Source organism: uncultured Victivallis sp., from assembly GCA_944389935.1.
Lineage (GTDB): Bacteria > Verrucomicrobiota > Lentisphaeria > Victivallales > Victivallaceae > Victivallis.
On sequence record CALXOE010000021.1, the window covers coordinates 39,212 to 52,948 of the forward strand.

General features: G+C 58.8%; 15 protein-coding genes and 1 tRNA gene. 9 read left to right on the plus strand and 7 right to left on the minus strand.

Features of this window, described 5'->3' with window-relative positions:
- Positions 1-11: 11 nt before the first annotated feature.
- The 5 genes from Q0J85_RS08060 to Q0J85_RS08080 are packed head-to-tail and all read right to left on the minus strand — an operon-like array spanning position 12 to position 4,381.
- Positions 12-950, minus strand: coding sequence for a ketopantoate reductase family protein (locus Q0J85_RS08060; protein ID WP_294480130.1), 939 nt, complete (start codon positions 948-950; stop codon positions 12-14).
- A gap of 21 nt (positions 951-971) precedes the next feature.
- Positions 972-1,652, minus strand: coding sequence for a YggS family pyridoxal phosphate-dependent enzyme (locus Q0J85_RS08065; protein ID WP_294480132.1), 681 nt, complete (start codon positions 1,650-1,652; stop codon positions 972-974).
- Positions 1,653-1,656: 4 nt separating this feature from the next.
- Complete coding sequence (epsC, locus tag Q0J85_RS08070; protein ID WP_294480134.1) at positions 1,657-2,592, minus strand: serine O-acetyltransferase EpsC; 936 nt, start codon at positions 2,590-2,592, stop codon at positions 1,657-1,659.
- A gap of 9 nt (positions 2,593-2,601) precedes the next feature.
- Positions 2,602-3,477, minus strand: coding sequence for a YicC/YloC family endoribonuclease (locus Q0J85_RS08075; protein WP_294480136.1), 876 nt, complete (start codon positions 3,475-3,477; stop codon positions 2,602-2,604).
- Positions 3,470-4,381: a hypothetical protein gene (locus Q0J85_RS08080; protein WP_294480138.1), complete on the minus strand. Its 912-nt coding sequence runs from the start codon at positions 4,379-4,381 to the stop codon at positions 3,470-3,472. Before Q0J85_RS08080 ends, Q0J85_RS08075 begins: the two co-directional genes overlap by 8 nt.
- 145 nt (positions 4,382-4,526) lie before the next feature.
- On the opposite strand from Q0J85_RS08080, the gene nadD reads away from it, so the two are divergent.
- From nadD to Q0J85_RS08125, 8 genes are all read left to right on the plus strand, one after another.
- Positions 4,527-5,537, plus strand: a complete 1,011-nt coding sequence (gene nadD / locus Q0J85_RS15460; RefSeq protein WP_367274622.1) for a nicotinate (nicotinamide) nucleotide adenylyltransferase — start codon at positions 4,527-4,529, stop codon at positions 5,535-5,537.
- Between the two features lie 48 nt (positions 5,538-5,585).
- The gene (locus tag Q0J85_RS08095) at positions 5,586-6,206 is read left to right on the plus strand and encodes a hypothetical protein (protein ID WP_294480140.1); all 621 of its coding nucleotides are present in this window, start codon (positions 5,586-5,588) and stop codon (positions 6,204-6,206) included.
- Positions 6,203-8,398 carry a DUF2079 domain-containing protein gene (locus Q0J85_RS08100; protein ID WP_294480144.1) on the plus strand — a complete coding sequence of 732 codons (2,196 nt, stop codon included), beginning with the start codon at positions 6,203-6,205 and terminating at the stop codon, positions 8,396-8,398. Before Q0J85_RS08095 ends, Q0J85_RS08100 begins: the two co-directional genes overlap by 4 nt.
- Before the next feature lie 85 nt (positions 8,399-8,483).
- Positions 8,484-8,927, plus strand: coding sequence for a MarR family winged helix-turn-helix transcriptional regulator (locus tag Q0J85_RS08105; protein WP_294480146.1), 444 nt, complete (start codon positions 8,484-8,486; stop codon positions 8,925-8,927).
- On the plus strand, positions 8,920-10,260 hold the full coding sequence (locus tag Q0J85_RS08110; RefSeq protein ID WP_294480148.1) for an MATE family efflux transporter: 1,341 nt from the start codon (positions 8,920-8,922) through the stop codon (positions 10,258-10,260). The genes Q0J85_RS08105 and Q0J85_RS08110 overlap by 8 nt, the downstream gene beginning before the upstream one ends.
- Positions 10,253-10,783 carry a GNAT family N-acetyltransferase gene (locus Q0J85_RS08115; RefSeq protein ID WP_294480149.1) on the plus strand — a complete coding sequence of 177 codons (531 nt, stop codon included), beginning with the start codon at positions 10,253-10,255 and terminating at the stop codon, positions 10,781-10,783. The genes Q0J85_RS08110 and Q0J85_RS08115 overlap by 8 nt, the downstream gene beginning before the upstream one ends.
- 108 nt (positions 10,784-10,891) lie before the next feature.
- Positions 10,892-11,314, plus strand: a complete 423-nt coding sequence (locus Q0J85_RS08120) for a Fur family transcriptional regulator (RefSeq protein ID WP_294480154.1) — start codon at positions 10,892-10,894, stop codon at positions 11,312-11,314.
- A gap of 69 nt (positions 11,315-11,383) precedes the next feature.
- Positions 11,384-11,947 (plus strand): 6-carboxytetrahydropterin synthase, encoded by a 564-nt coding sequence (locus tag Q0J85_RS08125; RefSeq protein WP_294480157.1) that lies wholly within the window; start codon positions 11,384-11,386, stop codon positions 11,945-11,947.
- Positions 11,948-12,054: 107 nt separating this feature from the next.
- Here the strand turns inward: Q0J85_RS08125 and Q0J85_RS08130 are convergent, their stop codons facing one another.
- Positions 12,055-12,405 (minus strand): hypothetical protein, encoded by a 351-nt coding sequence (locus Q0J85_RS08130; RefSeq protein WP_294480162.1) that lies wholly within the window; start codon positions 12,403-12,405, stop codon positions 12,055-12,057.
- 329 nt (positions 12,406-12,734) lie between these two features.
- Here Q0J85_RS08130 and Q0J85_RS08135 point away from each other — a divergent pair.
- Positions 12,735-12,812: transfer RNA gene (locus tag Q0J85_RS08135), tRNA-Pro, on the plus strand.
- A 596-nt stretch (positions 12,813-13,408) separates the two neighbouring features.
- On the opposite strand, the gene Q0J85_RS08140 is transcribed toward Q0J85_RS08135, so the two are convergent.
- A partial coding sequence (locus tag Q0J85_RS08140; RefSeq protein WP_294480164.1) for a hypothetical protein occupies positions 13,409-13,737 on the minus strand: 329 nt, incomplete at its 5' end.

Consider the following 13,737-nt stretch of genomic DNA (forward strand, 5'->3'; position numbering starts at 1 on the left):
AACGGAGCGGATCAGTTGCCCTTGCGTTCCTGGGTGAGACGGTTCACGGATTTCAGCAGCGCGTAACAGGTCTCCATGTGCGGAACCGGGATGGAGTGAAGCGCCGCAAGACGCACCGTGTTGCCGAGAATCGCCTCGACCTCAAGCTCGCGCCCCGCCTCGAAATCCTGCAGCATGCTGGTCTTGTACGACGGGAAATTCCGCGTGTATTCGATTTGAGAATCCGCGTTTTCCGCGGTCAACGCGACGCCGCAGGCGTTGGCGACGGCGATCACCTCGTCCATGAGGGTCCGGCAGAGTTTCTCAAGCTCATCCCGCCGGGTCATATCGCGCGTCGTCGCATTCCCGGCGAGAACCGAAACCGGGTTGAACGGCAGATTCCAGAGCAGTTTGTTCCAGCGCACAAAGAGGATATCCTCATGAAGCTCGCACTTCACGCCCGCCTTTTCAAAAAGGGCGGCAAGCCGCCGGGCCGCCTCCCCGATTCCGGAGGGATAATTCCCCATCTTCAGATCGCCGCTGCCCTGGTGCAGAACGAAACCGGGCCGCGGACGCGAGACGCCGATGTAGGCGATCGTGCTCAGAATCTCGTTCTCCGGGAATGCCTCCGCCACTTTGCGCTCAATGTCGATCCCGTTCTGAATCAGAACGATCACGCTCTTCGGGGACCGCACCGCCGGGCGCAGCAGTTCCACCGCGTCCGCGTCGGGCAGAACCTTGGCGGTCAGAATCACATAATCGGCCTCGCCCTCGTAATCCGCCGCGTGTTTCAGCACCGCCGCCGGGGTGAAGTGAAAATCTCCGGCGATGCTCTGAATCTCGTATCCGGAACGGGAGGCAACCTCATAATCGCTGCGCGCCACAACCGTCACTTCCGCGCCGGCCTGCGCCAGCCGCCCCGAAAAATAGACGCCGACTCCGCCGGCACCCACAACCAGAACTCTGCACATGATCTTTCTCCCCTCCGTTTTCTAACGCGCGCCGAAGATCAGGGTGCCGACCCGGACCAGAGTCGAGCCATGACGCGCAGCAATTTCAAAATCCCCGCTCATCCCCATCGAGAGCAGCGGAAGTTTCCGTCCGAGTTTCCGTTCGAGGTCGTCCCGTGTGAGGGTCAGCAGCTCGAAGATCGCGGCGATCTTCACCGGTTCGGCGTCGGCGGGGGCCATCGTCATAAATCCGGCAAAATCGAGATTCGCGCAATCGGCCGCGCGCCTGGCCAGCGGCTCAAGTTCGCGCAGCGGAACTCCCGCCTTGCTCGCCTCCCCCGAAACGTTCACCTCCAGCAGGATGCGCGGATGTTTTCCCTCCTCGCCCGCAATGCGGTCGAGACGTTCGAGCAGGGGCAGAGAGTCGACCGAATGGATCACCCGGGCAAGCTGAACCGCCTTTCTCGCCTTGTTCGACTGCAGCCGCCCGATCAGATGCCATTCGATATCGTCGGGCAATGCGGCGGCTTTCTCCGCCAGCTCAGGGATACGGCTTTCGCCGAACTTGCGGACACCGGCGTCGTAGAGCTCCCGCACCGCTTCGGCCGGAAACGTCTTGCTGACCGCCAGAAGTTCGATCTCGGACGGGTCACGGAGCGCCTCGCGCGCGGCGGCGTCCAGCGCCGCGCGCACCTCCCGATAGTGCGCGACGATCGAACTCATGGCCTCACCCCTGCCCGTTCGCGAATTTCAATTTGTTCTCGGGCGGGCGCGACGTGATCTTGGTTCCCGGAGGCAGGCTTTCCGTGAGCCAGACGTTACCGCCGATCACGGAGTTGTCACCGATCTTGATATCCCCGAGCACCGACGCGCCGGAGTAGATCGTCACGTTGTTGCCGATGGTCGGATGGCGTTTGTTCCCCTTGATGAGCATGCCGCAGGCGTCTTTCGGGAAATTCCCCGCGCCGAGCGTCACGCCCTGATAGATCCGCACGTTGTCGCCGATCACGGCGGTCTCGCCGATCACCACGCCGGTGCCGTGATCGATGAACACGCCCCGCCCGAGATGGGCGCCGGGATGAATATCGATCCCGGTCTGACTGTGCGCATGTTCGGTCATCATACGCGGAATAAACGGAATTTTCTTATGATAAAGCACATGAGCCATGCGCTGAATCGTGATTGCCTTGATGCCCGGATAACTCAGGATGATCTCGTCATACGAAGTCGCCGCCGGATCTCCCGCATAAGCGGCCTCGACGTCGAGCTTCGCCGTCTCGCGGATCGCCGGGAGCGCGTCGAGCAGCGCGAAAACCGCTTCATTCGTTCCGCACTCGCTGCAGGAGACGACCTGCCGGTTGTAGCGGATCGCGCGGCACATCTGATCGAACAACTCGGAGTAGATCTCCTTGAGCAGCTCGCCGACATCGTGAGACACCATTTCCCGGTGTCCCTGCCGCCGTCCGTCAAATCCGGGAAAGATCACTTCAAGGAGTTTTTCGGTAATCGCGACGATCTCCGCCCGGCGCGGCAGATTCACGCCGTCCAGATGGTTCACCCCGAACCCGTCTTTGTAACTCTCCCCGAGGCGGTTGACGATCTCCGAAAGCCGGATCGACGCCTCCCCCTCGAGGTCGCTGAAATCATATTTGGCAGGACGCATATCCCTCTCCTATTCCACATTCTGAATCTGCTCGCGCAGTTTCTCGCATTCACTTTTGAAAGCGACCACCAGCGGCGACACCGCCGGAATGCCCGCCTTGTTCCCGAGCGTCGTGATCTCGCGGAAGAGCTCCTGCATCAGAAAGTCGAGACTGCGCCCGACCGGCTTCTCCTCCCCGAGAAATCGGCGGAACTGCCCGAAATGGCTGTGCAGCCGGGTGAGTTCCTCGGTCACATCGGACTTGTCCGCGTAGAAAAGCACCTCCTTGAGCAGCCGCTCGTCGTCGGCCGGAGTCGGGATCTTCTCCGCCTGGAGCTTTTCCAGCAGCCGCGCCTTGATCGCGCCGTTGATCTCTGCCACGAGCGGCTCGATCTCGGAAACCAGCGTCTCGAGCCCCCGTTCGCGCGATTCAAGTTCGCGTTTGAGCGCCTCCCCCTCATGCCGCCGCATCGTCTGGTACTCCGCAAGAGCGGAAGAGACCGCCTGCTCATACGCTTCGGCCATGCCGGGAGAATCCGCGTCCGGCACAGCCGGGCTGACCACTCCGGGGATCAGCATCAGCTGCTCGACATTGACATTTTCATCGAGTCCGGCCGTCCGACGGGCCGCTTTTGCGGCCTCGACCAGCGAGGCGAGCAGCGCCGCATCGACCGCAGCCTGCAATGTGCCGCCGCCCGGCGACGTACAGCTGATCCGCAGCTGGACCGCTCCACGGCTGACCACCGCGCCGACCAGCTTGCGCGCCAGCGGCTCAAAGCCGGCCAGCTCCGACGGGGCTGAGACCCGCAGTTCGAGCTGCTTGCGGTTCACACTCGAGATTTCCGCCGAAATACGGACACTGCCGCACACGGCCTCCCCCTTGCCGAAACCGGTCATGCTAAGCATCGTAGCGACTCTCCTGCTCCACTCCGGAGTCACCGCTCTCACCGCTCTCACCGCTCTCACCGCTCTCACCGGCGGAAACCGGATCGGCAAATGGATCGACGACTGGAACGGCCGGTTCCTCCGGCAGCTCGATCGGAGTCTGCGCATCCCGGGGCGTCTTCAAAACCCGGACGGTCGCGGCATCGACCTCCTCCTGCTGCATGATTCCGCCGAAATTGATCGTCCAGCCGCTCAAATCGCTATTGCCGTAACCGCAGAAAACCGCGCGCCGGCCGGTATTTCCGAGCTCCCAGACCAGCGAGAGCTGCGTCTTTGTCTCCAGCGCGGACCGCAGCGCGGCGATCTCGTCGGCGTCGAGCGTCCCGGAGGGATTGAACACCGGCTCGAGTTTCGTCTCGAGCACGTACGGGAAGTCAAAGCGGATCCGGTTGAATTCCGCAACATCGAGCTGCCCGTAAAGATAATTCTGCGCATAGGCACGAGCCTGCGTCATCGCGGCGCTGATCGGCAGACTGAAACGACGGAATGTCTTGCGGATCAATCGGTTCGGATACCAGTACTGCATGCTTCCGGACGAGGCCCCGAACACGAGAAAATCGTTCGTCTGCCCCGGAATCCGCCAGGTTACGCAGATCTGCCGGAGCTCGCTGACCGCCGTGCCGGGACCGGCCGCGGGCAGGATCTCCCCGGTCAGCAGCAGCGGACGATTGTATTTCACGAAATAGAGCTGTTCGGTCGTGAGCTCCGGAGCGTTGTCGAGCAGATACTCCCGGGCGCGCTGCACGGCGCGGTCCTGATAGTAGGCTTCCGAACGGCATCCGGCGCAGAGGACGACCAGCCCGGCCAACCCGGCCAGCAACACCCCCGGAAAGGCGGCAAACAGATTTTTCCCTCTCGGCATCATGGTGATATCTCCTGTAATCGAAAGTGTACGGCTCAAACTATACTCTCTTTTTGCCGTTTCGTCAATCGGTTTTCCCGGATATGCCATTGAAATTCCGCGAAAACGAGTTAATATTAAGGAGAGGAAGGAGAATCGGAAAATCGACATGACCGCGACCGCATTTTATGGAGGCAGCTTTGATCCGCCTCACAAAGGCCACCTCGGGATCGCACTCGGGGCCCTCAAGTCGGGTCGGACCCGGCGCGTTCTCTTCGCTCCGGCCTACGACCCGCCCCACAAGCACGGGAAGAAACGTGCCCCGTTTGCGGACCGGCTCGCAATGGTGAAGCTCCTCATCGCCGGACATCCCGGACTTGAGGCGTGCGACATCGAGTCGCGCCTCGCGCTGCACCCCTCCTACACCATCGAGGTGCTCGCCGCGCTCGAGCGGGAACGTCCCGGAGAACGGCTGCAGCTGCTGATCGGCAGCGACAGTCTGCGCCAGCTGCACAGCTGGGCTCGCGCCGGGGAACTTGCGGAGCGGTACGAGATTCTGACCTGGCCGCGCCCGGGCGAGAGGATCGATCCGGAGGAACTCGCCCGCTTCTGGCCGCCCCGAATCGTGAAAAAACTGCTTTCCGGCGTACTTTCCGGCGATTTTTTTGAAATATCTTCGACCGGGATCAGAAACGATGTGGCAAAACAACGGGAAATGTATCATATTAATAGAGGAATCACACCGGAGGTGTGGGAGTATATCCGCAGCAAACAGCTATATACGGGAGATGGAATGACCAGCGTGACAAAACCGAATCCGGCCGAACTGGCCGACTTCTGCGTGAAGTGCGTGGACGAGAAGCTCGCAGAAAATACCGTGAAGATCCATGTGGGCGACTCTTCGTCCGTTGCGGACTATTTCGTGATCGCCACCGCGAACTCCGAACCGCAGCTCCGGGCGCTGACCGGCTTTCTCGAACGCGAGGTCCGTGAGAAGTTCGCGCTCCGACCGCTCTCGGAATCCGGAGAGAGCGCAAGCGGCTGGGTTCTGATCGATCTCGGGACGGTCATTGTTCACATCATGACTCCGGAAGTCCGGGATCGTTACAATCTCGAGGGATTGTGGGGCGAAAAACCCAGCGAAGAGGCCGTGAAGAGTTTGACGGAACACCATCCGTAACAGCGCAGCCGGAATTCAACCGGCTGACTCCGGGAAAGGAGGCGCATTATGGCAGAGTACAGACGAAACGAGGAAAACTGGAACGAATATCAGTGGGAACGGGAGATACGCCGCGATGAACGGCGGATCAGCTGCTATTTCCGCGAGCTGCCCGGCTGCCTCGATCTGCCGGGAGAAGAGGATATGATCTTCAGCAATTTGCTCTCTCATCCCGATCTTGTCCCGACCGGCGGCGATCCTGACACCTTGCGGTTCTGGCAGAAACCCGACGAGGACGACGAGGACGACGAAGAGCCCGGCGATCCTCAGCGACGCCATCCCGGAGCCGAGGTCATTGACGAAATCGATCGCCTCGCAACCGAGTGGAACGTCTGCTGCGCTTCCCTCCTGCGCTCCAACCTCGATCTGCACGGGCTCGGCATCGTCTGCGCGTTCGGCAAACTCCTCGCGCGCGTGGCGGACTTCGTCGACACCGACGAAGAGACGGCCCGTGGACTCAAGATCAGCCTCGGCAAACGGGCGATCGCCGATCTCAACGAGCTCGTCGGCGGGCTTCAGCGGATCTGCGAACTGCAGCGGTCGCTGATTTCTCATGTGACGCTGACCATCGAACTGCTCGGCCATGTGCGGGAACGGCTCGTCGACCTTGTGGAGCAGTTGCGCAAATGAAGCGGAGTCCGACGACCGCGCCGGAACGGAATGCCTCCGGGCATCCGCTGCTGCCGCTCGCCGCCATGCTTCTGCTCGCCATCACCGGGGCGGCTTCCGCCCGCGTGTTCTTCGGTCTTGCCGGAACCGATATGGTGCACTTCACGGTTCTCGGCGAAGATTGGCCCGGACCGGTGCCGCTCATCGGCTGCGTTCTTCTCTTTGAACTGCTGCTGCTCAAACTGCGGGCACGCACGGTGCTCGAAGTGTTTGCGCCGTTTCTGCTCACGCTGCCGTTTCTGCCGTTCGCGCTCTCGATCAATCTGCCGATCGCCTATGCGGCCGCGGCGGGACTCACGATCTACCGTGCGGCGATGCTCGGCGCTTTCGACGGCGAAACGGCGCAAAAATATCTCCGGCGTCTGCCGTTCTTCTTCGCCGCGGCCGGGGTCCTCATGATCGGACTCGGCATCTTCGCCTCCCGTTACGCATACGACCGGATGTTCCTGACCATGCTCGACTGGGGGGTCTACGCCCAGACCGCGTGGCGCACATTCCACGGCGGCATCATGCAGGGGACCTGGCCCACCCCGAATTTTTCGGAGGGGCACTTCATGCCGGGATACTTCTTTCTGCTCGCCCCGTTCTACGGATTGCTGCCGTCGGTCAACACGGTGTTCGTGTCGGGTGCGCTGGCGCTCTGGGGAAGCGCGGGGCTGCTCTATTTCTTCGCGCGGCAGCGCGGATTTTCCCGCCCGTATGCGGCGGCTTTCGGGCTGGTATGGCTGCTCTGTCCGTCGGTGTCGAATTTGAATCTGACGGTCTTTTACGGAATCAATGCGATCGTCTTTTTCATTCCGGTCTTTTTCTGCTTCTATCTGCTGTATGAGGCAAAACGTTATCGCCTCGCATTCCTCGTGTTTCTCTTTTCGCTGACGCTCAAGGAGACGGTCGGAATCTTCTGGCTCGGCTGGGGGATTGTGAGTTTCATCGAAAAACGGAGGCGCGACGGCATTCTTTACGGCGTGATCGGTGCGGCGTGGTTTCTGCTCGGGATGAAAGTGCTGATTCCCCATTTTGCGGGCGGAGATTACATCTTCTACGGCCAGTTCGGACAGCTCGGCAACGGGATCGGGGATATCCTGCTCTCGCCTTTCACGCGCCCGGCGGAATTCTGGGGGCAGGTTTTCCGGGTCAAGAATCTGCAGTTCGTACTGCTGCTCCTGCTGCCGTTCTTCCCGGGGGCGCTGAACCGGCCGTGGCTGCTCGGAGCGGGGGCGATTCTGATCGGCTTCAACTTTATCCGCGGCAGCGAGGCGATCGTGAATCTCGTTCACCAGTATCAGGTCGAAACCATCGCGATGTTCGCCATCGCCCTGGTGCTCGGCGTGCGCCGCGTCAAGGCAGAAAGCCGGCCCGCCCGGCTGCTGCGCTGGCAACTCACCGGCGCCCGGCGGCAGAATACGCGCCTGGCAATGACCGCCGGAACCGTCGGCTGCGCACTCTTCGCCCATCTCTTTTTCGCGGAGAGCTTCTACGGGAAAAACAACCTTGAACGGCTCGCCTACTTTTCCGACGTGCGAGATGCCGTCGCCGCAATGGAACAGCAGATTCCCCCGGGAGAGCCGGTCTCGGCGGGACTCTCGGTCGCGCCGCAGCTTCTCTTCCGGAATCCGCTTTACGGCGAAGAACGGCCCGAGGGGAAATTCCTCACCTACCACATCGGGGAGGACCCGATGGGGATTCCACTCAAAAAACACCGGAAGTTCCTGAGCGACCCGGATCTGCATCTGCTTCAGACACGACTGCTCGAGGACGGACGCACGCTCTTTCTCTTCCGACGCGGAAGCGATCCGGAGAAAACAACTCCGGAATCCGCCGCCGGCAGCGCGACCCGCACACCTTCTGGCGCGCGAACGTTCCCGGTTGAGGATGAGAGAGGAGTCCGTTATTTCACGGCGTCGATCCTGCCGGATGGAGAGACGACCCGCATCGTCTTCCGGCTGCTGCGTCCGCTGCCCGGGTTTGCCCGCATTCATCTGCAACTGCTGTTCTCCGAAGACACGGGCTACTTCCGGAGTTTCTTCTTCGCCGACGCCGCGGCCCTGCCCGAACGCACCCCGGCCGGTACCGTCTATGAACTCACGCTGCCGTTCTCCATGCGTGAACTCGAGACGGCAAAACCCGCATTTCAACTGCAGTTCCTCCGATAACGACGATTCCCGTCTCCGCTTGTAAAAATACGAATTCGTAGTATATTATTGAAATACGAATTCGGATTTAAAATATGAGGAATCTATGCGGAATCGGATCAAAAAACTGGTCGATGCGACGAATGTGATCGATCACGCCTATCTGGTCAAGGGGCGGTCACTCGCGGTGAAGCCGAACATCGTGGTGCTGCTGTATGCGCTGGCCAACGACGAGAACCTCTCCCAGAGCAAGCTGCACAATGAGTGGCTGCTGCCGCTTTCGACGATCAACACCATCGTAACCGAATGCAGAAATGCCGGTTACATCACGCTCGAGCCGATTCCGGGGAAACGGCGCGAATGCATTCTGCGGTTCACGCCGCGGGGGCGGGAGTTCGCGGACCTGATCCTCGCGGAGATTCATGCGGCGGAAGAGGAAGCGATGCGGGAGACGCTCGCGCACTTCCCGCCGGAGTTCGTCGAGGCACTGGAGTTTTATGCGAAGAGTTTTCACAACGCTTTGAATCAGAAAGTCGGCGACGATGCGTAACGATCAGCGGTTGTTCTGGAAATACGTGGCGCCATCGGTTTTCGGCGCGCTCATCGGCGGATCGTTCGCGATCGTCGACGCGATTTTCATCGGACTTTCAGGAGGGAAAAACGCGCTCGCGGCGGCGGCGGTCACGTGGCCCGTAGTCATGCTGCTGCAGGCGTTCGGGTTTCTGGTCGGCTCGGGCGGCGCGGTGCTGATCGCGCAGAGTCGCGGGGCGGACGATTCCGACCGCGAACAGCGGATCTTCGCGCGGACACTGTTTCTGGCGTTTGCATGGAGCTTACTGCTGACGCTGCTGACGTTCCCGGTTCTGCGTCCGCTTCTCGCGGCGCTCGGCGCAACGGAGGAACTCATGCCGGTCTCGCTGCGGTATGCGCAGGTCCTGACCGGAGGGATGGTGTTTTCGGTTTTCATGTCGGTCTGTCTCGAGGTGATCCGCAACGACGGGCACCCGACGCTCTCCATGCTGCTGATGGTAACGGGGCTTCTCTGCAATATCGCGCTTGACTGGGTATTCGTCTTTCTGCTCGGATTCGGGGCGGTCGGCGCGGCGATCGCGACGGTCGTAAGCCAGGGCGGCGCCTGCGTGCTGGGCACACTCTATTTTCTCTCGCCGCTGACACGCCTGCGTTTTTCCCGGGAGATGTTCCGTCCGGTCTGGAGCGAAATCGCCGCAATCACCGTGACCGGACTGCCGATCTTCGGCAACATGCTCTCGATCATCGCGATGCTCTACATGCACAACGCGCAGTCGCTGCGCTACGGAGGCATCGACGGGCTCGCAGCCTACACGGTCATCTCCTCGCTCGAAGCGCTCGGCTCGATGTTCATGACCGGCATCGCGGGGGGCGTCCAGCCGCTGTCGGCCTCGATGTACGGCGCGGGGAAACGCAAACGGCAGAACCGGTTCGGCAACTATGGGTACGGCTTCGCGTTTCTCTCGGGAGTCGCACTGGTGGGATTCTCTTTTGCCATGCACAAATTCATTCCGGGATGGATGGGGCTCGCCGACGGCGAAGCGCGGGATCTGGCAATGCGCGGCATCCTGCTGTCGGCGCCGGCGTTCCTGCTGCTGGGTGTGATCCGGGTGGCGGCGTTCTACTACCAGTCGACCGGAGCGATCGTCAAATCCTCGCTGCTGATCTACGGAGACTCGTTCGCAGCACTGCCGTTGTGCATTTTCACGCTGCCGCTCTGGTTCGGCATGGATGGCGTGTGGCTCGCGATGCCGGTCTCGCGCATTCTGCTGATGATGCTGCTGCTCTACTTCTGGTTCGGCATGAAGCGATACCGGGGAAAAACGAAAACCTTGGAGAAACAATATGCCTGACGCCTTCATGCTGACTCCGCTCGAAAACACGGAACTGCCGGAATTCAAACGGGAAATGCAACGGGCATTCCAGCTCGGTTACGAGGCGGAATTCGGTCCCTGCGCCGAACCGATCCTGCCGGAAGAGGACATCGACCGCTCGCTGAACGCCGAGGGGGCGGTCGCCTACGCGGCCCGGGTCGGCGGCGTCATGGCGGGCGGAGCCGTCGTAAAGATCGACCGCAAAACCCGCCACAACGAACTCGAACTCCTTTTTGTCAGAGCGGGGACACAGAGCCGCGGCATCGGCCGGAGAATCTGGAACTCGCTTGAAAGGCTCTATCCCGACACGGCCGAGTGGGAGACGTTCACCCCCTATTTTGAAAAACGCAACATCCACTTCTACGTCAACTGCTGCGGTTTCCGGATCGTGGAATTTTTCAACCCACGCCACAAACTCCCGCTCGCGGAGGGGGAAGCCCCCGGTAACATGGCCCCGGAGGCCGCGGACTACTTCTTCCGCTTCGTCAAAACAGAAAAGTAGCGCGATCCAGCCCGCAAAAAATTTTCCGATTTTTTTCATGCAGGGACTTGATATTCTCTAAATATCTGTTACATTTATCTACAGATAAGATACAATTAGGTGGACTCAATGATGAAGAGCATCGAAACAGATCCGGAATTTGCTGAGATGTGCCGGCGAATCGGTTGGAAGTGCACATCGCAGCGGATGGCGGTGTATGAGTTTCTGAAAGGGAATCTCGACCATCCTGACGTGGATACGGTCTGGGCGGCGGTCCGGGAATCGCTTCCGACGATTTCGCGCGAGAGCGTCTACCGGATATTGAACGAATTTGCGGAAAAGGAGATCATCCGGCGACTCAATCACATCGACAATGCGCGGTACGATTCACGCACGGATGCGCATGGTCACTTCATCTGCACGAAATGCGGGAAAATCATGGATTTCGACTGGCCGGAGGGGGTGGCGATCCCAAACGGAACTCAGTCGGGGAAAGTGATTCATAAGGAACTTCGGCTCGTCGGCTTCTGCAACGAGTGCGCGGGAAAGTGATGAAACGGGCCCGGCCCGTATGGTGAAACAAACAACATCTCCAACCCCAAACCAACCAGGAGGAACATCATGAGAAGCATCACCAGAATCGAACTGCAGTACGCGCACCGGTTCTACAAGTTCCAGGGCGAAGCTCAGTATCTGCACGGCCACACCGGCGTGCTGACGATCGAAGTGGAGGACACTGTCAATCCGGGCGTCAACATGGTGTTCCCGTGCAATGAGATCCAGAAAGTGGCGTGGGATGTGCTGAAAAACTTCGATCATGCGCTCGTCCTGCGCGAGGATGATCCGCTGCTTCCCGCGATTCTCGACGTATACGAGAAGCAGGGAATCCGCAACGGCGCCCCCTCCAACAAAATGAGAGGAGCGGCGTTCAAGACCGAACTGGCCACCGCCTATCCGGAATGCCGGCTGGTTGTGACCAAAGAGACGATGACGGTCGAGGGAATGATCAAGATCGTCTACGATCTGCTGAAAGATAAGCTCAACATCGCGAAGTTGACGTTCACGAGCGGAGTCAACGCTGCGACCCAGGAGTACAAGCCGACGGGTACGGTTGATCGCTGTCCGCTCTGCGGGGTGGCGCTGGTTGACGGCGTCTGTCCGAAGTGCGGATACAAAAAGCACTGAAGTGTCTTCCGGCCCGGATCGCTTGATGGATCCGGGTACGGACGGCAGGCGGGAACTTCACGGAGGGAACTGCCCTCTCTCCGGCGGAATTCCCGCCTTTTTGCATTTTATCCGAGCAGCAGTGATGCATGGTCAAGGATTTTGAGTCCAGCGGCGCAGGCGGGGCAGTCGCACCATTTTCCGCCCTGCGCCTTGACTTCGCGGGCATGGGCGACCATCGCTTTGGCCCGTTCCGCGCCGAAGATCTGAATTCCCTGCGGGGACTCGAAAAATTCGATCACGTGATCGATGGTGGAAATACTCTCACGGATTTCCTGCAGCAGGATGGCTCCAGCGGCTTTTTTCGCGTCGGCATCTGCGGCGGCGATCCAGTTCTGACCGGCCTCCTTGAGTTCTTTGCAGCAGGAAGTGGCGGCAATCATCTCCCGAACAGTCTGGGTAAGTTCATTCTGGTCCATGTTTCGACTCCTTATCATTGCGGGGGACGGGATGTCCTCCGGATTTATTATAAACGCGATTTTTTGAAATACAAGTCCGGGGAACGTTTCATCGTGAAATTTCGAGAGGAAACGAGTCAGGCGATCATCCGGTCAGGCTGGTCAGGCGAAAGGGAGAATTCGTTTGAACCAGGCGGTCGTTCCGGTGAAATATGGTTTTGAGCAGATTGCAAAGGGCTCGGAGCGGGTTTTCAGCCAGATTTCTGAAAACAAATTGCAAGATAGGGGAAAAGTTCCGGGATTCAGCGCTTGCATTTATCTGGAAACGTTCTATATTAATAAAACCGCTACGGGGTGTGGCTCAGTCTGGCTAGAGCGCTGCGTTCGGGACGCAGAGGCCGGAGGTTCAAATCCTCTCACCCCGACCATTTTGAAAATTCTCCGCCGACCGGTCTTCTGGTCGGTTTTTTCATTTCGGGGGTAAATTTGAGCTCAACACCCCATTTCCCAGACAGCGGAGAATCTCCACTTTTCTCTTATGAAGGTGTGTTTCAGACCCTCTCCCGGTAAATTCTCCGGGGGAGTAAAAGACCGGTCTTTTGGTCTGGAGAGCATTTTTTGGAGGAAGCACACGTCGAAAAACCGACCTTTGATCGTCAATTTTTCTCTGCCATACATTCATTTTGTAATCTTTTATTAAAGTAACATGCTGGTAATCAACGAATAAAACAAAATATGCCAGCAAAGGACATGTGTTCGAAAAATCCAGAGGTCGGTACTCTATTCGCCCAATTCATAACAAAAGTCTTTTTGATTTAGAGAATTTTTCGAGTTTTGCGAAATTCGTTTTTTCAGAACAAACGACCTTACTCAAAAAACAAAACGGAGCAAGATCTTTGCAAGGAAAGAACTTGCTCCGTTTTGTTTGCAGGGATATTATTTGAAGAAAGGATAGTATTTTGGAAAAATCAATCCCTTTTCTGATCAATCTAAAAGAGAGGCAGAGGGGATTGTGATTTCAGAATTAATCGTGAAACATCTTTTCCTGTTCCGCCCATGAGTCGGGAAAACTCCGGCGGCAACTATCCCAGGAAAGGTCAAGTTCGCCGGAGAGGAGTTTATGAATGATCTTTGGGGAGAGGAGTGTCAGGCGAATCGTCCGGGAAATATGCCCTGAATCAACTCCGATGGTTGCTGCCAGATCTTTGATGTTGGAAAATTTTCCTTCATCAATCATTTTCTGCCAGCGGAAAGCCCGGGCAAGAGCCAGCTGAACTGGAGTATATTCTACATGTTCACTGTCGGGGGTAAAAATTCTCGTTCTGCCACCGGCGATTTTGAAAATCAACGGGA